This is a genomic window from Nocardia fodinahabitans (genome assembly GCF_052983615.1).
Genome location: NZ_JBRJJC010000001.1, coordinates 6,769,776 through 6,789,086, shown reverse-complemented (window position 1 = coordinate 6,789,086; position 19,311 = coordinate 6,769,776). Strand labels below are relative to the sequence as shown.

Genomic DNA, 19,311 nt, shown 5'->3' with positions numbered 1-19,311 from the left:
GCGCGTGCAGAATGCGGCAGGCACCGATGCCGAGCTGGCACTGATCGATTGGCTGCGCACGTGGAAGGATCCGGCCAGCCCGCACGGCGTCGCCACGATCAACTGCGGCCTGTTCCACAACGACCGCCTGCACCAGCTCGACGCGGTGGTGTGGACGCCGACCAGTTGCGTGATCATCGAGGCCGAGACCTTCGCCGTGCCGCAGGACGGTGTGCTGGAGATCCCGCTCAACGGCCCGTGGATGGTCTCCGGTGAGCTCGCCCAGTTCACCGGCGGGGAAAAGTCGACGCCGCTGGAGCGCTCACGGGAACACACCTTCGCCCTGCAGGACTATCTCGCCGCGCGCGGACTCGGCCAGCGGGCGGTGCACGGGCTCGGTGTGATCGTGCCGCAGCCGGGCGCGCAGATCGACGTGCACCAGGGCTGGAACGATCCGAGCTTCGATGTGATAGTCACCGACGATCCGCACCGGCTCGAGCAGTACTTCGAGATGCTGGCCGCCAAGGAACACAATCTCTGGACGGCCAACGACATAGCCATCGCGTTCCGCGGCCTGGGCATCCTGCCGTACCTGCCCGCCCCGCAGGACCTGCTCAACGAGGGTTTCCTCGGCCCGATCGATGTGACGTTGTGGCACGGCGGCCCCACCCAGGCCCAGGCCGAGCAGTACGCCGAGGAACAGGCCCAACTCGAGCGCGAGCTGGCCTCGCGTGGCCTGGTGGCGCCCTGGTACAGCCCGTGGAAGCTCTACCCGCGCGTCGGCGGCGACCTGGACTTCGGTCGCGCGTTCCTGCGGATCACCCTGGCGATCGGCATGATCGTGGCGATCGCGTGGGTGCTGTGGTTCGTGGTGACCGCGGTGCTCACCTACGGCCCGGCCTGAGACATCGCCACGCGACGGCTATCGTCGCGTCGGTGATCGACCACGTTTCCCCGCGGACCGCCACCGTCATCCGTGCGACGGCCATCGGGGCGGGCGCCGTGCTCACCGCCGCGCTTCCGCTCACCTTCCCCGCCGATGACGGACCCTCCGGACTGGACTCGGCCGTCGCCGACCCGATCGCCGAGGTGGTCTCCCCCGGCCTCGCCGAGGTGCTGGTCGCGCCGAGCAACGCGCCGGTCGTGCTCGTCCTGTTGCTGGCGGCGGTCGGCTGGTTCGCGGTGCGGCGCCGGTGGTGGGCGGCACTCACCATGCTGGTGGTTCCCGAGCTCGCGCTGGCGATCAACACGGTGGTGCTGAAACCGCTGTGGGACAGGCAGATGCACGACTACCTGGCCTATCCGAGCGGCCATACTGTCCATTTGGTCGCTGTCGCAACGACTTTCGCGTGTCTGGTGACAACTCTCACAGCGCGGATCGCGGTCGCGGCGCTCACCGTCCTCGCGATCGTCGCGATCATCCCCGGCATGGTCGAACTCGGCTACCACCGCCCCACCGATGTCCTCGGTGGGGCGGCAGCGGCGGCCTCGATGGCGCTGACCCTGTGCTGGCTCGCCGGGACGCTGCGCGCCAGGGTGGGTTAGGACCGGTCGAAAACGCTGGCGTCGGACAGCATTTCGGCGCGCAGCATGCTCTCCGGCACGCCCATCGCCTCGACCAGCGTGAGCGCGTCCGGACGCAACCGGTCGACGAGTTCGTTCACGCCGCGGCGCACCGCCTTGGCCCGCTCCACCGACATGAACCGGTGCATGATGTACCAGGACAGGTTCTCCTCCAGCGTCGCGTACACGTAGAGGTCGCAGACGGTTTCGGCGAGCGCCTTGGCGTCGGGGTCATCGATGGCGGCGATCCCGTCGACGAATTCCTCGAGCACCAGCCGGTCGATGTGCGCGGCGCCGGCGGCGAGGATGTGGTCCTGGGCGTTGTTGAACGCTTCGAACGGGCCGGTGTCGGCGGCCCGGGCGCGCAGCCGGTGGGCGGCGGTCCGCAGCAGGTAGTCCTCGCGGTCGGCGAACAGCTGCAGCTGCACCGAGCGCTTGGACAGGTCGCCCTCGTCGACGGACTCGTCGGAGCGGTCACGCAGGGTCTGGATCAGCTGGCGCACGCCGGATCGCTTGCGTACCACGTCGCCGGCCATGGTGGCGGCGAACTTCACCCAGCCCAGTGCGTCGAGGTCGCGGACCTCGTCGGAGTAGGCGGTGAGCAGTTCCTTGGCGACGAGCTGGGTGAGGACGACATTGTCACCTTCGAAGGTGGTGAACACATCGGTGTCGGCCTTGAGCGTGACGAGCCGATTCTCGGTGAGATATCCCGCACCCCCGCAGGCTTCGCGACATTCCTGGATGGCCCGGGTGGCGTGCCGGGTCTGCGCGACCTTGAAGCCGGCGGCGCGCTTCTCCAGCGCGCGCTGGGCGCCGGGCTCGACGTCGCGGCCGCTCTGCACCAGATCCATCCGGCGCACCAGGTCGTTCTGGGCGAAGGCCAGCGCGAAGGACTTGGCGACCAGCGGCAGCAGCCTGCGCTGATGGCTGCGGTAGTCCATCAGCAGCGTTTCCGCGCCGGTGTCGGGGTCGGCGAACTGGCGCCGGGCCAGCGCGTAGCGCACCGCGATGCTCAGCGCCACGCGCGCGCCCGCCGCGGCCGCGCCGCCGACACTGACCCGCCCGCGCACCAACGTGCCCAGGGTGGTGAAGAAGCGGCGGCTGGGGTTCTCGATCTCCGACGAGTAGGTGCCGTCGGGCTCGACGTCGGCGTAGCGATTGAGCAGGTTCTCCCTGGGCACCCGGACCTGGTCGAACACGATGCGGCCGTTGTCCACGCCGGGCAGTCCGCCCTTGAGACCGTCGTCGTAGGTGGTCACACCGGGCAGGTCGGCGCCGAGTTCGTCGCGGATCGGGACGAGCAGGCAGTGCACGCCCTTGCTCTCGCCGCCGGTGATCAGCTGCGCGAACACCGCGGCCATGCGCGCGTGCACCGCCGCGCCGCCGATGTAGTCCTTGCGCGCCGACGGGGTCGGGGTGTGGATCACGAATTCCTGGGTGGCCGGGTCGTAGGTGGCCGTGGTCTCCAGATTGGCGACATCGCTGCCGTGGCCGGACTCGGTCATCGCGAAGCAGCCGAGCAGGTCGAGGGAGATCAGCCGCTTGATGTACTCGCGGTGCCGTTCGGTGCCCAGGTTCTCCACGGCGCCGCCGAACAGTCCCCACTGCACACCGGATTTCACCCACAGCGAGAGGTCGGCGTAGGCCAGCATCTCCAGGCCGATCACGGCTCCGCCCGGGTCGCCGGTGCCGCCGTTCTCGGTGCGGAATCCGCGATCGGGATAGCCCATGGTCGCGATGACCCGCATCTGGTCGAGCACGCGGGCCCTGGCGGCGTGGATGTCGAGTTCGGGATCGCCGATGAAGCGGTCGTCGGCGAGCTGGACTCGAGCCTGGTCTCTGACCGCGCGCCACGGTCCGTCCAGCGCTGCGCGGAGATGTTCTGCCGTCGTCGATGTGCCGGTAGCCATGTTTCGACCATAATCCGTGGACAGTGCCCGGCGGCGGATTCGCGTTCTCCCTCACATCGCGCCCACGCCCCGCCCTCAGCCGGTGAACATGTCCCGCATCGACGCCGCGGTGGGCCGCCAGGTCAGTCCGAGCTCGGTCAGCGCGGCCGAGTCGTCGGTCGGGGTGTCGGCAGTGAGCAGCCACGCCGCCTCGTAACCGAACGCGGCGTCGACCTCGACGAACCGCGAGGCGACATCGGCGGCTCGGCCCAGCGCCCGGAACATGCCGGGGCGCACCGGAATCCGGCGGATCCGGCGCCCGGAAGCGGCGGCGAGCAGGTCGATGGCCGCGTCGAACGGGACCTGGTGCCCGCCACACAGATACCGACGCGGACCCTGACCGGGGACCATCGCCGCCGCGTGCAGCTCGGCCACGTCGCGGACGTCGATCATCGCCATCCCGCCGTCGAGCCGGGGCGCGAATCCACTGCGCAGCATGGTGTTCCAGCCGCGCTCGGTGATGCCACGCGTGCCGGCGAGACCCGGTCCGATCACACTCGAGGGATAGGTGATCACCACCGGTGCGCCACTGCGCTGCAGGGCCCGCGCGACCCGGTCGGCGGCGGACTTGGTGCGACCGTAGGCGCTGCGCCCCGTCGCGGTGGGACTGTCCGGGGTCATGACCGGGTCCGGGCACGGGAACAGCGCGCTGTAGCTGGCCACGTGCACGATGGGGTCGAGTCCGGCCAGGGCCGCACGGCACAGGATCTCGGCGGTGGCGTCGACATTGACCTGCCACATCAACGGTTCGCGGCGGTCGTCGGTGGCCACGATGCCTGCCGCGTGCAGCACCGCGGCACAGCCGTCGAGCAGCGCGGTGATCGTGTCGCTGTCGCGCAGGTCGCCGCGCAGGACGGTGATGCGGTCGCGGTCCTGCGCGAACTCCGGCCACCATCGGTCCAGTGATTCGCCGGGGTGGACCAGCAGCTTGATCTCGTGGCCGTCCGCGAGCAGGGCGGCGACCGTGGGCGCGCCGAGATAACCGGTGCCTCCGGTGACGGCGATTCTCACGATCGGGTTCCCTCGGCGATCGGCAGCACACAGCGGGTGCCGGTGAAGATGGTCGGCATGCACTCGTTGCAGTGCGTGCAGGCGGCGGTGGTCGTGGTCTCGGCCGCGATCCGGCGGGGCAGGTCGGGTTCGCACAGCAGCGCCCGGCCCATCGCGACGAACTCGAAGCCCTCGGTGCGGGCGAGCCGCATGCCGTCGTAGTCGGTGATGCCCCCGAGCAGGACGAGTGGCATGCGCAGTGCCGAGCGGAACAGCCGGGCACGGTCGAGCAGGTAGGCGCTGCGGTACGGGTATTCGCGCAGAAATACCGGCCCGGCTACGCGCAGCCCCCAGCTCAGTGGTGGCCGGAAGGCGCGGGCGAAGGCCCGCCGGGGCGCGTCGCCGTGGAAGTACAGCATGGGGTTGAGCAGCGAGCTGCCCGCCGTCAGCTCGAGCGCGTCGAGCGTCCCGTCGGCTTCCAGCAGCTGCGCGACCTGCACGGACTCGGCCGGCCGCAGGCCACCGGCGACCCCGTCGTCCATATTGAGCTTGGCCAGCACGGCCAGGCGGCCACCGACCGCGCCTGCCACCCCCTCGGCGATCTCCCTGGCCAGTCGCGCCCGGTTGACCAGGCTGCCACCGTAGCCGTCGCGGCGCCGGTTGAGCAGCGGGCTCAGGAAGGCGCTCACCAGATAGTTGTGGCCGAAGTGGATTTCCACCGCGTCGAACCCGGCCTCCTCGGCCAGCAGCGCGCTGCGCACGTGCGCGGCGACCAGCTCCGCGATCCCGTCGGCGTCGGGGCGCCGGGTCATACTCATCCCGAGCGGGGAGAACAGCCTGCTCGGGGAGAGCGCGGGCACGCCATTGGACGCGGCGTTGGCCACCGGCCCGGCGTGCCCGATCTGTGCCGAGGCCGCGGCGCCCTCGGCGTGGATCGCGTCGGTGAGCCGCCGCAGCCCCGGTACCGCGTCGGGTCGCATCCAGATCTGATGCCGGTCGGTACGGCCCTCGGGCGCCACCGCGCAGTAGGCGACCGTGGACAGCCCGACACCGCCGGCGGCGATGCGGCGGTGGAACTCCACCAGGTCGTCGGTGACCAGTGCGTCCGGTGTCCGGCCTTCGAAGGTGGCGGCCTTGATCACGCGGTTGCGCAGGGTGATCGGGCCGAGGGTCGCCGGAGCGAAGATGTCGGTCATCGCGCACCCGGCCCCGCGAGTCCGGCCAGCACGAAATCGCGCAGCGTGCCGACGGTGCCCGCCGACGGCGGGTGCCCCGCGCCGAAGCGCATGATCAGCACCTCGAACGCGAGCAGCCAGCGCCGCTGCGCCTCGGCGGGATCCAGCTCAGGGAGGAACCCGACCCAGGTGTCGAGCTGGAACCAGTCTCCCGTCCAGCCCACTTCTCGCCGGCCGAGCACCAGCTCCGCGAGCAACCGCAGGTACAGCCGGCCGTGCGGCTGCGCGGCCAGCTCCGCCAGCGGCCCGATCACCGCGTCCACCACCTCGGCGAGCTCGGCCTCCCGCCGTGCCGCCGCGCCGAGCTGTTCGGCCCACAACGGCGCCAGCCGGTCCTCGAGCAGCGCGGCGACCAGCGCGTCCTTGCTGCCGAAGTGATAGTGCACCGCCGCCGGATTGGTCTCGGCGGCCGCGCACACCGCCCGCACCGAGACCTCCACCGAGGGCTGCGCCAGCAGCAGTTCCTCCGCGGCGGCGAGCAGCCGCTCCCGCGTCTCCACCGAGCGCGCGTCGCGGGCCTTCGTACCGATTGATGCCATACCGGCAGTCAACCAGATTTCCATCACTGCTTCAATCATTATTTCAAACAATGATTGACAAATCGCCCACGGAAAACGCTTGATCGCGGATTGAACGAGCGTTTAGTATCTTGAACATGTGTTCAGCCAACAGCCCGTACCGCAAGGATCCGCCGCCGATCTGACGACCATGGCCCGCATTCGCGATACCGCGATCGACCTGTTCGGCGAACAGGGTTTCGGCGTCGGTGTCCGGGCGATCGCGGCGGCGGCCGGCGTCTCACCCGGCCTGGTGAACCATCACTTCGGTTCCAAGGACGGCCTGCGGGCCGCCTGCGACGATCGCGTGCTCGAGCTCATCCGCGACGAGAAGCTCCGCGTCATCCGCTCGCAGGGTGCCGCCGCCATGCTCACCGCACTGGCCGAGATCGAGATGTACGCCCCGCTGGTCGCCTACATGCTGCGCAGCTTCCAGGCCGGCGGCTCGCTGGCCGAATCGCTGCTCGAGCACATGGTCGCCGACGCACAGGAGTACATGCAGGCCGCCGTCGAGGCGGGCCGGCTCAAACCCAGCCGCGACCCTGCGGCCCGGGCCAGATACATCGTGCTCTGCCACGTCGGAGCCACCAACCTCTATCTGCAGATGCGAATGCAGCGCGAGGGAAAGCTCGACTACCGCAAGGCGATCCGGGATCTGTCGGACCTGACCACCTTCCCGGCACTCGAGCTCTACACCCAAGGCATGCTGACCGATTCGACTCTGCTCGACAGCCTCATCGAGGAGTAGACGATGCCCTCCCCCACCACCGATCGGGTCATCGAAGCCCATGGCCTGCGGAAGACTTTCGGCCGATTCGCCGCGCTCGACGGACTGGACCTACAGGTCGGTCCCGGCGAGATCCACGGTTTCCTCGGCCCCAACGGCGCAGGCAAATCCACCACGATCCGGGTCCTGCTCGGCGTCCTGCGCGCCTCCGGCGGCGCGGCGGCGTTGTTCGGCCGCGACCCGTGGACCGACGCGGTCGCCCTGCACCAGCGGATCGCCTATGTGCCAGGCGATGTCACGCTCTGGCCGTCGCTGTCGGGCGGCGAGACGATCGATCTGCTCGCCCGGATGCGCGGCGGCCTCGACGAGACCCGCCGCGCCGAATTGATCGAGCGGTTCGAGCTGGACCCGACCAAGAAGGCCCGCACCTACTCCAAGGGCAACCGGCAGAAAGTCGCGCTCGTGTCGGCCTTTTCGGCGAACGCCGATCTGCTGATCCTCGACGAGCCGACCTCGGGCCTGGACCCGCTGATGGAGAAGATCTTCCAGGGCTGTGTGCGCGAGGCCGCCGCCCGCGGCGCGACGGTGCTGCTGTCGAGTCACATCCTGTCCGAGGTCGAGCATCTCTGCGATCGGGTGACGATCATCCGCGCGGGCCGCACGGTCGAATCCGGTTCGCTCGACCAGCTCCGGCACCTGAGCCGCACCGCGATCACGGCCGAATTGATCGGCGACCCGGGCGATGTCGGCGCGCTGCCCGGTGTCGAGGACGTCGAACGCGACGGCTCGACGCTGCGCTGCCAGGTCGACGCCGACCACCTCGGCCAGCTGATCCGGGTACTGGGCGACGCGGGCGTACGCAGCCTCACCAGCGCACCGCCGACGCTCGAGGATCTGTTCCTGCGGCACTACCACGTCGAGGCCGACGACGCGACCACCGGGGAGAAGGTGCGGGCATGACCACCATCGCAGTCTCCCCCGGGTTTCTCGGAACCAGCAGCACCGCAGGGGAATTCGCGGGCACCGGCCAGATGCTGCGCCTGTACCTGCGCCGCGACCGGATCATCGCGCCACTGTGGTCACTGCTGATCGGGCTGATGCCCGCAGTGCAGATCGTCTCGATCAAGGACCTCTACTCCACCCAGCAGCAGCTCGACAGTTTCGCCGCGACCACGGCGGCCAGCCCGGCGCTGCTGGCCATGTACGGTCCCGTGTTCAACTCCTCGCTCGGATCCATCGGCACCTGGAAGGCCGGGGCGATGTATTCGATGATCGCCATCGCCGCCGTGCTGACGGTCATCCGGCACACCAGGGTCGAGGAGGAGACCGGGCGCGCGGAACTCGTCGGTGCCACCAGCATCGGCCGTTTCGCCAGCCTCACCGGTGCGCTGCTGCTGACCGTCGGCGCATCGGCGGTGGCCGGAATCGCCTGCACCGCTTCGCTGCTCGCGACGGATCTGCCGGTCGCGGGGTCGGTGGCCTGGGGCGCGGCGCTGGCCGCGTCGGGCGTCGTCTGGGCCGCGGTGGCCGCGGCGGCCGCGCAGCTGAGCAACGGCGCGCGGATCGCACGCGGTGTCGCGCTGGGCGCGCTGGGCGCCGCGTTCGCGGTGCGCGCGGTCGGCGACGCCGGAAACGGTGTGCTGTCGTGGTTCTCGCCGGTGGGCTGGTGTCTGCAGATCCGCCCGTACGCGGAGGAACGCTGGTGGGTGCTGGTGCCGCTGGCCGCCGTCGCCCTCGGGGCGACCCTGCTCGCCTACCAGCTGCTGCGTACTCGCGATCTCGGTGGCGGTCTGCTGGCCGAACGTCCCGGTCCCGCCGTCGCGGGTGCCGTACTGTCGGGTCCGGTCGGGCTGGCGTGGCGGTTGCAGCGGGGGTCGATGCTGGCCTGGACGATCGGTTTCGGCCTGTACGGTCTGCTGATCGGTGGCGCGGTGAACAGCATCGGCGGGATGCTCGACGACAGCGGGACCCTGCAGGACTTGGTCACCTCGATGGGCGGTTCCACCGACCTCGAGAAGTCGTTCATCGCCTACGCGATCACCATGCTGGCCGCGGCCGCCGCCGCGTACTCGGTGTCGGCGGTGCTGCGTCTGCACGAGGAGGAGAACTCCGGCCGCGCCGAAAGCGTGCTGGCCGCGGCGGTCGGCCGGGTGCGGTACGCGGCGAGCCACCTGCTGTTCGCGCTGGCCGGGCCTGCTGTCACGCTGCTGGTGGCGGGTCTCGGTATCGGTGTCGTCTGGGGCGCCACCGACGGCGACATCGTCGGCAAACTCGGCGAATCACTGAGCGCCGTCGCGGTGCAGCTGCCCGCCGTCTGGGTGGTCACCGCGATCGCGCTGCTGCTGTTCGGCGTGATCCCGAAGTACGCGTCACTGGCCTGGGCGGTGCTGAGCGCGATGATCGTCATCGTGCTGCTCGGCGCACTGGGCACCTTCCCGCAGTGGCTGATGGACCTGGTGCCGTTCGTGCATCCGCCGAAGCTGCCGGGCGCGGCGTTCGACATCGTCCCGATCGGATGGCTACTGCTGGTCGCGGCGCTGGGAATCGCCGTGGGGCTGACCGCCTTCCGACGGCGCGACCTGCGCTGAGCCGGAGCCGGGGTGGCGCGCGTCGCGCACCACCCCGGTGGCCGCTACGCAGTCGATGCCGCCGAGCGGCCCGTTAGCGACAAGTTGTCCGAAACTCTCAGTTACTGAAATTATCTGTCACACATACCCTTTGACCTGCGACGATCGGTGACAATTCCCACACGGCGACCGAGCGCCACGAGCTTGCCCGGCTAGGTTACCGACGAGTACGGTGAGTGCCTGCCGGGACGACGATGTGCCCGGTTTCTCTCCAGCCACTTTGCTGCTGGATTTCGACACTTGATGCCCGCATCCACCGCCGCATGCCGGATCACTGTTGCACGACACCGTGTTTCGAGAATTTCAGGAGGGGCGATGGTTTCCTACATCGTGACAGGCGGTACCGGATTTCTGGGTCGGCGAGTGGTGCGGGGGCTACTCGCCGCCGACCCCACGGCGATCGTGCACGTCCTGGTGCGTGCCGAATCGCTGGCCAAGTTCACCGCGCTGACCGCGCAGCACCCCGACGGTGATCGGGTGTTCGCGCTGGTCGGCGACCTGACCGCCGATGGTCTCGGCCTCGGCGACGAACCGCCGCGCGCCGACCACGTGCTGCACCTGGGCGCGGTCTACGACATGACCGCCGACGAGGAGACCGCGCACGCGGCCAATGTCGCGGGCACCCGCTCGGTGATCGAGCTGGCGCGCAGGCTCGACGCCGTACTGCACCACGTGTCCTCGGTGGCCGTGGCGGGCGATCACCGCGGCAAGTTCTTCGAGGAGGATTTCGACCTCGGCCAGAACCTGACCTCGCCGTATCACCGCACCAAGTTCGCCGCCGAGAAGCTGGTCCGGGAGACCACCGACGTGCGCTGGCGGGTGTATCGCCCAGCCATCGTGGTCGGCGATTCGCGCACCGGCGAGATGGACAAGATCGACGGCCCCTACTACTTCTTCGCCGCGATCGACGCCCTCTCGGCGCTGCCCGCCGAATTGCCTTTGCCCCTCCCGGATCTGGGCGCCACCAACGTCGTTCCGGTCGACTACGTCGCCGAGGCGATGATCCGGCTGGTGCGCAAGGACGGGCTCGACGGGCGCACCTTCCACCTGGTCAACCCGCAACCGCAGCCCTTCGGCGAGATCTACCGCGCGCTGGCCACCGCCGCGGGCGGCCCGGTGGGGATCGGCACCGTCCCCGGCAGTGCCCGCGCGCTGTCCGGCCTCGGCCACGTGCCCGGCGCCCACGTGGTGCGCGACTTCCTGTTCGAGCAGGCAGGCATTCCCGCCGAGGTCGCACCCCACGTCGGCTTCACCGCCGAGTTCGTCGCCGAATCGACCCGGGCCCAGCTGCCCGGGCTGACGGTCCCGGCCTTCGACACCTACGCCCAGCGGCTGTGGGACTTCTGGCGGGCAAACCTCGACCCGCATCGCGGGCGCGTCCCGGCCGACGCCGACCGGCTCGCGGGCCGGATCGTGCTGATCACCGGCGCGTCCTCGGGCATCGGTTTGGCCACGGCGCACGCGGTCGCCGAGCGCGGCGCCACCGTGCTCATGGTGGCCCGGGGCGTCGAAGACCTCACCGCCGCAGCGGAATCCGTGCGGGCAAATGGCGGCACCGCCATCGCCTACCCGTGCGACATCACCGACGCGACGGCCGTCGACGACCTCGTGCGGCAGCTGCTGAGCGAGCACGGCCACGTCGACTACCTGATCAACAACGCGGGCCGGTCGATCCGTCGCTCGGTCGCCAACTCGGTGGACCGCATGCACGACTTCGAGCGCACGATGGCGGTGAACTACTTCGGCGCCGTGCGGCTGATCCTGGCGCTGCTGCCGTCGATGCGGGAGCGGCACTTCGGCCACATCGTCAATATCTCCTCCATCGCGGTGCAGACCAAGGTTCCCCGCTTCGCCGCCTATGCCGCCAGCAAGTCGGCGCTGGACAACTTCAGCGATATCGCCGCCGTCGAGAACCGTGGTGCCGGTGTCTCTTTCACGTCCATCCGGATGCCGCTGGTGCGCACCCCGATGATCGCCCCCACCGATCTCTACCGGGCACTGCCGCTGCCCGACCCCGAGCGCGCCGCTCGCATCGTGGTTCGCGCGATGCTGGAACGGCCCGACCGGATCGACACTCCGGTCGGCACCTTCTCGCAGGCAGTCGAGATGTTCCTGCCCTCGCTCAAGCGCAGCATCATGCACACCGGCTTCCGCCTGTTCGGCGAATCCACTGCCGCACAGGGAAAGCCGGTCCTGGCCGAGCCCGCGCCCGAGCCCGCGGAGCCGGCCGAGCCGAGCCGCAACGCACTCACCGTCCTGGCTCCGGTGCTCACCCCACTGATGGTGATGCCGGGCTCGGCGGCCCGGGTGAGCCGCATGCTGCCCGGCGTGCACTGGTAGGCACCCGCTGACGACACCGGGCCGCTCACGATCAGGTCGTGAGCGGCCCGGTTCGTCGCGGTGGCGACAGTTGTCCCGATCAGTGCGCGGGGACCGGCTCCGACGGCTGCCACGGCTCCCCCGCCGCGATCAGCGGACGGATCGCCCGCAGTTCGCGGGGCCTGCGCATGGCGACGGCGCCGACCGGCCGCTGCTCACGCAGGGCCACGGCCAGGAAGTCCTTGCCGTCGAGGTCGCCGTCGACGATCAGCTCGTCGTGCGGATGGAGCCACCCGGCGAACTGCATCGAGACACCGTGCTGATCGGTCCAGCCCCACGGGACTTCTGCCGGCGTGGCCGGGTGCCCGAGGATCGACAGCGCGGCCGCCGCACCGGCGGTCACCGCGGAGTTCCAGTGCTGGCCGCGTTCGAATTCGCCACGCAGCGGATGGAATCCGGTGGTGGCGTCGCCCGCGGCGAACACACCCGCCGCCGAGGTGCGGTAGTGCTGGTCGATGACGATGCCGTCGTTGACGGCGATCCCGGCGGCCTCGGCCAGCCCCGTCTCCGGGACCGAACCGACAGCGACCAGTGCGGCTGCGGCCGACCAGGTGCGCCCGTCCGCGGCGGTGGCCGTGACACCGGCACCGGCGTCGACGAGCTGGGTGGTCACCACGTCGTTCTCCACCACGACGCCGTGTTCCGCGTGGATCCGGCGCATCAGCTCGGACACGGCCGCAGGCACCACCCGATCCATCAGCGCGGGACCGGCGTTCAGCAGTGTCACCCGGGCACCCAGGCCACGGACGGTGGCGGCGACCTCGCATCCGATCAACCCACCTCCGATGATCAGCAGCGAGCCGCCCGCGGCGATCGCCGCCTGGAGCGCGGCGATGTCGGCGCGGGTGCGCAGGGTGTGCACCCGGGTCGACGCGGTGTCGATCGACCGCGCCCGAGCGCCGGTGGCCAGCAGCAGACTGTCGTAACCGAGCACCTCCCCGGTACCCAATCGCACTGTCGCACGGTCGGTGTCGACGGCGTCCACCCCGAACGCGGGGCGCAGATCGATCCGGTTGTCGATCCAGAACTTGACCGGCTTGAGCACCGCGCGATCGAACGAGCCGGTGCCTGCCAGCAGTTCCTTCGACACCGCGGGCCTGCGATAGGGCAGGTCCGGTTCGTCGCCGACGAGGACGATCTCCCCGGCGTAGCCCTCGCGCCGCAGCGTCTGGGCCGCGGTGGCACCGGCGACACCGGTACCGACGATGACGATCCGGCCGCTCATCCGCGACTCACCTCGAGCATCTCGAAGTCGGCCTTGGCGGCGCCGCAGTCCGGGCAGGACCAGTCGTCGGGGATGTCGTCCCAGCGGGTGCCGGCCTCGATGCCGTCCTCGGGCCAGCCGAGCGCCTCGTCGTACTCGAAACCACATTGCACGCACCGGAACAGCTTGTAGTCGCTCATCGCGACACCTCCTTGCTCGGTGCGAAATCCAGCTTCTCGCGGACACCGCAGTCCGGGCAGCACCAGTCGTCGGGAATCGCGGACCAGGCGGTGCCCGCCGGGAAACCCTCGCGGGGCGCGCCTGCGCTCTCGTCGTAGCGGTAGTCGCAGACCGGACAGGTGTAGGCGGCCATCAGCGCGCTCCGTACTTCGCCAGGACCTTGTCCCGCTTGGCGGGCTGGATGTTCACACGGGCGATGTCGCCGTCGTAGTGCGCGAGCACGCGCGGGTCCATCACCTTGCGCCACAGCGGCGTCAGGTAGGCCAGGCCGATCAGGCTGGCGTAGCCGCTGGGCAGTTCGGGCGCACCGTCCATGTGCCGCAGCGTCTGATAGCGCCGGGTCGGGTTGGCGTGGTGATCGCTGTGCCGCTGCAGGTGGTACAGGAAGATGTTGGTGACGATGTGGTCGGAGTTCCAGCTGTGCTCGGGAGTGCAGCGCTCGTAGCGGCCCGACGCGGACTTCTGCCGGAGCAGGCCGTAGTGCTCGAGGTAGTTCACCGTCTCCAGCAGTGAGAAGCCGTACACGGCCTGGATCAGCAGGAACGGCAGGATCACCGGGCCGAACACCGCGACCAGCGCCCCCCACAGCACCACCGTCATCAGCCAGGCGTTGAGCACGTCGTTGTGAATGCTGAACGGCCCCTTGCCGAGTCGCTCGAGGCGGGTGCGCTCGAGTTCCCACGCCGAGACCAGGCTGCCCCACACGCTGCGCGGCAGGAACGTCCAGAACGATTCGCCGAAGCGGGCGCTGGCCGGGTCCTCCGGTGTGGACACGCGCACGTGGTGACCGCGGTTGTGCTCGATGTAGAAGTGGCCGTACCCGGTCTGCGCGAGGGTGATCTTCGACAGCCAGCGCTCCAGCTCGTCCTTCTTGTGCCCGAGCTCGTGCGCGGTGTTGATCCCGATGCCGCCCATCGCGCCGATGGTGAAGGCCAGGCCGATCTTGGACACGAGGCCGAGACCGCCGTCGATGCCGAGCCAGGACAGATTGCCCGCCGTCCACAGGTAGCAGGCGAACACCAGGCTCACCAGCTGCAGGGGAATGTAGGCGTAGGTGCAGTACCGGTAGTACCGATCGTTCTCGAGCAGCTCCATCGCCTCTTCCGGCGGGTTCTTGCCGTCGGGGCCGAAGAAGCGATCCAGGATCGGCAGCAGCACGTAGAGCAGGATCGGCCCGAGCCACCACCAGACCGGCGCGACAGCGGTCCAGCCCAGCTGATCGAACGCCCAGACGAAGGCGACGGCCAGCAGCGTCGCGCTGGGCGCGATCAGGCCGAACAGCCAGAGGTAGCGCTTGGGGTCACGCCAGTGCAGTACCGCCGTCGACCCTTCGTGGTCGTCGATGCGAGATGTCGTCATTGTCATTCTCCTGATCGCCGAGACACAGGCTCGGTTGTTGCCGTCTTCGTTTACAACATAGCGCTATGTGTTCTCAGTGAATACACTCAATGAGGAATTGTCAATGAACGGGCAGATTCGATAGCACATGTACGATGATCGAGTGGCCGAATCGCCGAACTTCCACGCCGAGATGCGTCTGCTGTTGCGTGACCGCATGCTCGATGCCGCCCGCACCATGGTCGTCACCGAAGGGTGGGGCGCGGTCAACATGTCGCGCGTGGCCAAGGAGGTCGGCATCAGCAGGCCGGTCCTCTACAAGGAAATCGGCACCAAGCAGGCACTGGCCGACGCCCTGATCGAACGCGAGCTGGGCATCTACCTGGCCGGCATCGCCGAGACACTGGCCGAGCACCCCACCGACGCCATCACAGGCATGACCGCCGCCGCGGAATACGCGCTGCGCAACGCCGGGGACAACACCCTGATCAAGGCCGTACTCGCGGCCCGAACGGACGGCGACACCGCACTGCTGCCCGCGCTGATGAGCGATCCGGAGCCGGTGCTCGGCCGCGCGGTCGCCACGCTGACAGGCACCGTGCGCGAGCACTACCGGCTCGCCGAGCTGTCCGACGACGAGCTGACCTCGTTCGTCGAGATCATGGTCCGGCTGACCCTGAGTCATCTGTTCCAGCCGACCGGCAGCGTCGACCGCGCGGTGGCGCAGATCGGCACTGTCCTGTCCGGGGTACTGCCCGCCGTCTGACGACGACGGGCAACGGGCTCACAGCCGCGCGTCGACCTGTCCGACGGCGTTGGTGAAGGCCCAGCTGTAGGCCCCGTGCGCGGTCGGGAACACCCCGCCCGCGCAGACGGGATCGCCCGCGGTGCAATAGTTCGCCGTGCGGTCGGCGTACAGCGGCGCGACCGCGCCGCCGACGAGCCGCAGCGGGTCACCGAACAGCAGCACCGCGACCACCCGGGACGACAGTTCCGGTGGCAGCACCCACATTCCGGGCAGGATCATCATCGCGGGCGAGCCGAGGACGCCGTGCGTGACCGCCGCGCCCTGCGAGTACCCGACGAGCACGAAACGCTGGTCGGGGCAGGCCGCGGCCTGGGCGAGCACATGCGTCGTCATCGCCCTGGTGCCGTCGCTGACCGAGGAGGGCACCAGCAGATCCGCCGGGTACTCGACCCGGTGGGCGGTGGTGTCGACCGGTAGTTGCGCGCTCAGTACCGCGTAGAGCGGGTCGCCGACAACCGAGCCGAGATAGCCGGGTTCCTGTGTGCCACGGGCGACTACGACGTCGAGCGTGGCGCAACTCTGCGCCATCGCCGTCAGTCCCGGTGACATCGCTGTCCCGATCCCCGCGGCCAGTAGCAACACCGACAGCGCTCGCGCTGTCTGTCCTGCGACGTTACGAATTACCTTCCGGTTGGTCATGGCACCCACCCACTCACGCCGTTGTGAGAAATTTCGGAGATGAGCGATCACCGTCCACCGCAAAGGTATTCGGTGTGCTCAAGGGTGGGATACCCGCTGACCTGCATCGACTCGACGCGAACTCGGCATCTCTTGCGCCACGGTCGGGTCTCGGATCATCCTGCGGCGCAAGGCCGCAGGCCGGTCAGTGCTTCTTGGGCTTTTTCTTCTTCTTGGGCTTGTCGTGGTCGGGCTCCCATTCGTAGCCGGGGACGCCGCGCTCGCAGTAGGAGTTCTCGACGAGGACATCGCCCTGGTCACGCTCGCACCACCGCTCCGAACGCGAGCAGGAAGTTGTGCCGAGACCGGCGAGCACCGTGAACACGAGCAGGGCGGCACCGGTACGGGTTCGGACCTTCATGGATTCCCAGACCTCTCTCGAACGAAACGCCGCTGGTCAGGGCATTTTCCAACACTTGCCCCCGGCCACCGACGCACCAATGCTACGTTCCGTGGATGTCGAGCACAGTGTCAGAGCCCACCGACGACTTCACTCCCGACGCGATCGTCGTCGGCGCGGGCCTCGCCGGCCTGGTCGCCACGCACGAGCTGGTGCTGGCCGGCCGCAAGGTGCTGGTCGTCGACCAGGAGAATCGCGCCAACCTCGGCGGCCAGGCGTTCTGGTCGCTGGGCGGGTTGTTCTTCGTCGACAGCCCCGAGCAGCGCAGACTCGGCATCAAGGACTCCTACGAACTCGCACTGCAGGATTGGCTCGGCTCGGCCGGTTTCGATCGCGAGGACGAGGACCGGATGGCGCGCCAGTGGGCGCAGGCCTACGTCCGGTTCGCGACCGACGAGAAGCGGGATTACCTGCACGCCCTCGGTCTTCGCGTCACGCCGCTGGTCGGCTGGGCCGAGCGGGGCGGTGGGCTGGCCGACGGGCACGGCAACTCGGTACCCCGCTTCCATCTCACCTGGGGCACCGGCCCCGAGGTCGTGCGGGTCTTTCTCGAACCCGTGCTGGCCGGGGAGGCCCGCGGCCTGGTGCGGTTCGCGTTCCGGCACCGGGTCGACGAGCTGATCGTCACCGACGGCGCGGTCACCGGGATCAGCGGCAGCGTCCTGGCCCCCAGCGACACCGGGCGCGGGGTCGCCTCGAACCGGGAGCCGGTGGGCGAGTTCGCCTTCCACGCGCCATCGGTGCTGGTGAGTTCGGGCGGCATCGGGCACGCGCACGACCTGATCCGCCGCAACTGGCCGACCGACCGTCTCGGCCCGTGCCCGGAGACCATGATCTCCGGCGTGCCCGCCTATGTCGACGGCCGGATGCTGGGCATCTCCGAACAGGCGGGCGCGGCGCTGGTGAACCGGGACCGGATGTGGCACTACACCGAGGGCATCAACAACTGGGATCCGGTCTGGCCCGATCACGCGATCCGAATCATTCCCGGCCCGTCGTCGCTGTGGTTCGACGCCGACGGAATCCGCATGCCCGCACCGTGTTTCCCCGGTTTCGACACCAACGAGACCATGCGTCGGATCCTGTCGACCGGGCACGACTACTCCTGGTTCGTGCTCGACCAGACGATCATCGAGAAGGAGTTCGCGCTCTCGGGGTCGGAACAGAATCCCGACATCACGGGCAAGGATCTCAAGCTCACGCTGCGCAGCCGCGTCGCCAAGGGCGCGCCGGGTCCGGTGGAGGCGTTCAAGCGGCACGGCGTGGACTTCGTCGTCGCGAACTCGCTGACCGAACTCGTCGACGGTATGAACGCCATCGCGCGGGGACCGAAGCTGGACGCGGCCGCGCTGGAGCGCCAGATCGTGGCCAGGGACCGTGAGGTCGCCAACCCCTACACCAAGGACGCGCAGGTGTCCGCGATCAATAACGCCCGCAAGTACTTCGGGGACAAGGCGGGGCGCGTGGTCAAGCCGCACCGCATTCTCGATCCCGCGCACGGCCCGCTCATCGCGGTCCGGCTGAACATCCTCACCCGCAAGACGCTGGGCGGCTTGCAGACCGATCTGGACTCGCGGGTGCTGCGTCCGGACGGCGAGGTGTTCCCCGGGCTGTTCGCCGCCGGTGAGGTCGCCGGATTCGGCGGTGGCGGCGTGCACGGCTACAACGCCCTGGAGGGGACGTTCCTGGGCGGGTGCATCTTCTCGGGTCGCGCGGCGGGCCGGGCGATGGCGCGGCGGACCGACAGGTAGCGAGCTAGTGGGGGCGGCCGTGCCGGGGGCCGAGGGCGCGCGCCGCTTCCTTGGCGACCTCGGCCAGCGCCCGCGCGAGCCGCGCGGTGTCGAGGGCGCTGCGGTCGCCCTGCACCGTGCCCGACAACGAGATCGCGGCCAGCGCGACACCGCGGCCGCGGATCGGCACCGCGACACAGCCGACGCCGGGCAGCGACTCCTCGGTGTCGACGGCCACACCCTGCCGATTGCGGATCCGGGCGAGCTCACGATGCAATTCGGCGCGATCGATGATGGTGCGGGCGGTGCGCGGCGCGGTGACCCCGCGCAGCGAGGCCTCCGCGATGCCCGGTTCGAGCGTGGCCAGCAGCGCCTTGCCGACCGCCGTACAGTGCGCGGGCAGCCGACCGCCGACGCGGGTGGGGATGGCGACCTGGCTGCGTCCGCCCGTCCGGTCCAGGAACAGCACCTCACGCCCGTCGAGCACGGCGAGATGGCCGATCAGGCCGGTGCGCTGGCTCAGGTCGTAGAGCAGCGGACCGACGACTTCGCGCAGCTCGTTGTGCTCGGCGGCCAGCCCACCCAGCTCCAGCACGCGCAGCCCGAGCCGGTAGCCGCCGGGAGTGTGCGCGAGCCAGCGCAGGCGGATCATCTGGTCCAGAATCCGGTGCACCGTGGAGCGCGGCAGACCGGTGCGTTCGGCCAGGCCCAGCAGCGTGAGGGTGGGGGTGGTCGAGTCGAACGCGTCGAGGATCAGCGTCATCCGCTCGATCATCGACGTCGGCGGCCCGGCGGTCCGGCCCGATCCGGCCCACAGGTCCTCCGGCGCCGGCTCGGTCACGATCTCGACCGTCATTGATCCAACCTCCACAGTGTGTAGCGGATACAGACTAGAGCCGTCCGTGTC

At 69.6% G+C, this 19,311-nt stretch carries 19 protein-coding genes; 8 read left to right on the top strand and 11 right to left on the bottom strand.

Translation table 11 applies throughout. From position 1 onward, the window contains the following. The first annotated feature begins 4 nt into the window (after positions 1-4). Positions 5-883: a nuclease-related domain-containing protein gene (locus NV348_RS32080; RefSeq protein WP_447150228.1), complete on the top strand. Its 879-nt coding sequence runs from the start codon at positions 5-7 to the stop codon at positions 881-883. A gap of 32 nt (positions 884-915) precedes the next feature. After that, entirely contained in the window at positions 916-1,524 is a 609-nt protein-coding gene (locus NV348_RS32075; RefSeq protein ID WP_447150227.1) for a phosphatase PAP2 family protein, read from the top strand. Here the strand turns inward: NV348_RS32075 and NV348_RS32070 are convergent. From NV348_RS32070 to NV348_RS32055, 4 genes are all read right to left on the bottom strand, one after another. After that, on the bottom strand, positions 1,521-3,452 hold the full coding sequence (locus tag NV348_RS32070) for an acyl-CoA dehydrogenase family protein (protein ID WP_447150226.1): 1,932 nt from the start codon (positions 3,450-3,452) through the stop codon (positions 1,521-1,523). The genes NV348_RS32075 and NV348_RS32070 overlap by 4 nt on opposite strands. 75 nt (positions 3,453-3,527) lie before the next feature. Further along, positions 3,528-4,502: an NAD-dependent epimerase/dehydratase family protein gene (locus tag NV348_RS32065; RefSeq protein WP_447150225.1), complete on the bottom strand. Its 975-nt coding sequence runs from the start codon at positions 4,500-4,502 to the stop codon at positions 3,528-3,530. Continuing rightward, positions 4,499-5,677: an NADH:flavin oxidoreductase gene (locus tag NV348_RS32060; RefSeq protein ID WP_447150224.1), complete on the bottom strand. Its 1,179-nt coding sequence runs from the start codon at positions 5,675-5,677 to the stop codon at positions 4,499-4,501. Before NV348_RS32060 ends, NV348_RS32065 begins: the two co-directional genes overlap by 4 nt. Beyond that, the gene (locus tag NV348_RS32055; protein ID WP_447150223.1) at positions 5,674-6,255 is read right to left on the bottom strand and encodes a TetR family transcriptional regulator; all 582 of its coding nucleotides are present in this window, start codon (positions 6,253-6,255) and stop codon (positions 5,674-5,676) included. The genes NV348_RS32060 and NV348_RS32055 overlap by 4 nt, the downstream gene beginning before the upstream one ends. Positions 6,256-6,373: 118 nt before the next feature. Here NV348_RS32055 and NV348_RS32050 point away from each other — a divergent pair, with 118 nt between their 5' ends. The 4 genes from NV348_RS32050 (at position 6,374) to NV348_RS32035 (ending at position 11,967) form a co-directional block, all read left to right on the top strand. Then, positions 6,374-7,021, top strand: coding sequence for a TetR/AcrR family transcriptional regulator (locus tag NV348_RS32050; protein WP_447150222.1), 648 nt, complete (start codon positions 6,374-6,376; stop codon positions 7,019-7,021). A gap of 3 nt (positions 7,022-7,024) precedes the next feature. After that, positions 7,025-7,960 (top strand): ABC transporter ATP-binding protein, encoded by a 936-nt coding sequence (locus NV348_RS32045; RefSeq protein WP_447150221.1) that lies wholly within the window; start codon positions 7,025-7,027, stop codon positions 7,958-7,960. Further along, complete coding sequence (locus tag NV348_RS32040) at positions 7,957-9,588, top strand: ABC transporter permease (RefSeq protein ID WP_447150220.1); 1,632 nt, start codon at positions 7,957-7,959, stop codon at positions 9,586-9,588. Before NV348_RS32045 ends, NV348_RS32040 begins: the two co-directional genes overlap by 4 nt. 354 nt (positions 9,589-9,942) lie before the next feature. After that, entirely contained in the window at positions 9,943-11,967 is a 2,025-nt protein-coding gene (locus NV348_RS32035; protein ID WP_447150219.1) for an SDR family oxidoreductase, read from the top strand. A 79-nt stretch (positions 11,968-12,046) separates the two neighbouring features. Here NV348_RS32035 and NV348_RS32030 read toward each other — a convergent pair whose 3' ends face one another. Genes NV348_RS32030 through NV348_RS32015 form a run of 4 tightly spaced genes read right to left on the bottom strand, consistent with a single transcriptional unit; the run spans position 12,047 to position 14,809 of the window. Next, positions 12,047-13,231: an NAD(P)/FAD-dependent oxidoreductase gene (locus tag NV348_RS32030; protein WP_447150218.1), complete on the bottom strand. Its 1,185-nt coding sequence runs from the start codon at positions 13,229-13,231 to the stop codon at positions 12,047-12,049. Then, positions 13,228-13,410: a rubredoxin gene (locus tag NV348_RS32025; RefSeq protein WP_447150217.1), complete on the bottom strand. Its 183-nt coding sequence runs from the start codon at positions 13,408-13,410 to the stop codon at positions 13,228-13,230. The genes NV348_RS32030 and NV348_RS32025 overlap by 4 nt, the downstream gene beginning before the upstream one ends. Then, on the bottom strand, positions 13,407-13,583 hold the full coding sequence (locus tag NV348_RS32020; protein ID WP_447150216.1) for a rubredoxin: 177 nt from the start codon (positions 13,581-13,583) through the stop codon (positions 13,407-13,409). Before NV348_RS32020 ends, NV348_RS32025 begins: the two co-directional genes overlap by 4 nt. Then, the gene (locus NV348_RS32015; protein ID WP_447150215.1) at positions 13,583-14,809 is read right to left on the bottom strand and encodes an alkane 1-monooxygenase; all 1,227 of its coding nucleotides are present in this window, start codon (positions 14,807-14,809) and stop codon (positions 13,583-13,585) included. Before NV348_RS32015 ends, NV348_RS32020 begins: the two co-directional genes overlap by 1 nt. Positions 14,810-14,951: 142 nt before the next feature. Between NV348_RS32015 and NV348_RS32010 the strand changes: the two genes are divergently transcribed. Further along, positions 14,952-15,554 carry a TetR/AcrR family transcriptional regulator gene (locus NV348_RS32010; protein WP_447150214.1) on the top strand — a complete coding sequence of 201 codons (603 nt, stop codon included), beginning with the start codon at positions 14,952-14,954 and terminating at the stop codon, positions 15,552-15,554. Between the two features lie 18 nt (positions 15,555-15,572). On the opposite strand, the gene NV348_RS32005 is transcribed toward NV348_RS32010, so the two are convergent. Then, positions 15,573-16,145 carry a cutinase family protein gene (locus tag NV348_RS32005; protein WP_447150213.1) on the bottom strand — a complete coding sequence of 191 codons (573 nt, stop codon included), beginning with the start codon at positions 16,143-16,145 and terminating at the stop codon, positions 15,573-15,575. Positions 16,146-16,419: 274 nt separating this feature from the next. Beyond that, entirely contained in the window at positions 16,420-16,635 is a 216-nt protein-coding gene (locus NV348_RS32000; RefSeq protein WP_447150212.1) for a hypothetical protein, read from the bottom strand. Positions 16,636-16,730: 95 nt separating this feature from the next. Here NV348_RS32000 and NV348_RS31995 point away from each other — a divergent pair, with 95 nt between their 5' ends. After that, positions 16,731-18,425: an FAD-binding dehydrogenase gene (locus NV348_RS31995; RefSeq protein ID WP_447150211.1), complete on the top strand. Its 1,695-nt coding sequence runs from the start codon at positions 16,731-16,733 to the stop codon at positions 18,423-18,425. A gap of 4 nt (positions 18,426-18,429) precedes the next feature. Here the strand turns inward: NV348_RS31995 and NV348_RS31990 are convergent, their stop codons facing one another. Then, positions 18,430-19,260: an IclR family transcriptional regulator gene (locus tag NV348_RS31990; RefSeq protein ID WP_447150210.1), complete on the bottom strand. Its 831-nt coding sequence runs from the start codon at positions 19,258-19,260 to the stop codon at positions 18,430-18,432. Positions 19,261-19,311 lie beyond the last annotated feature (51 nt).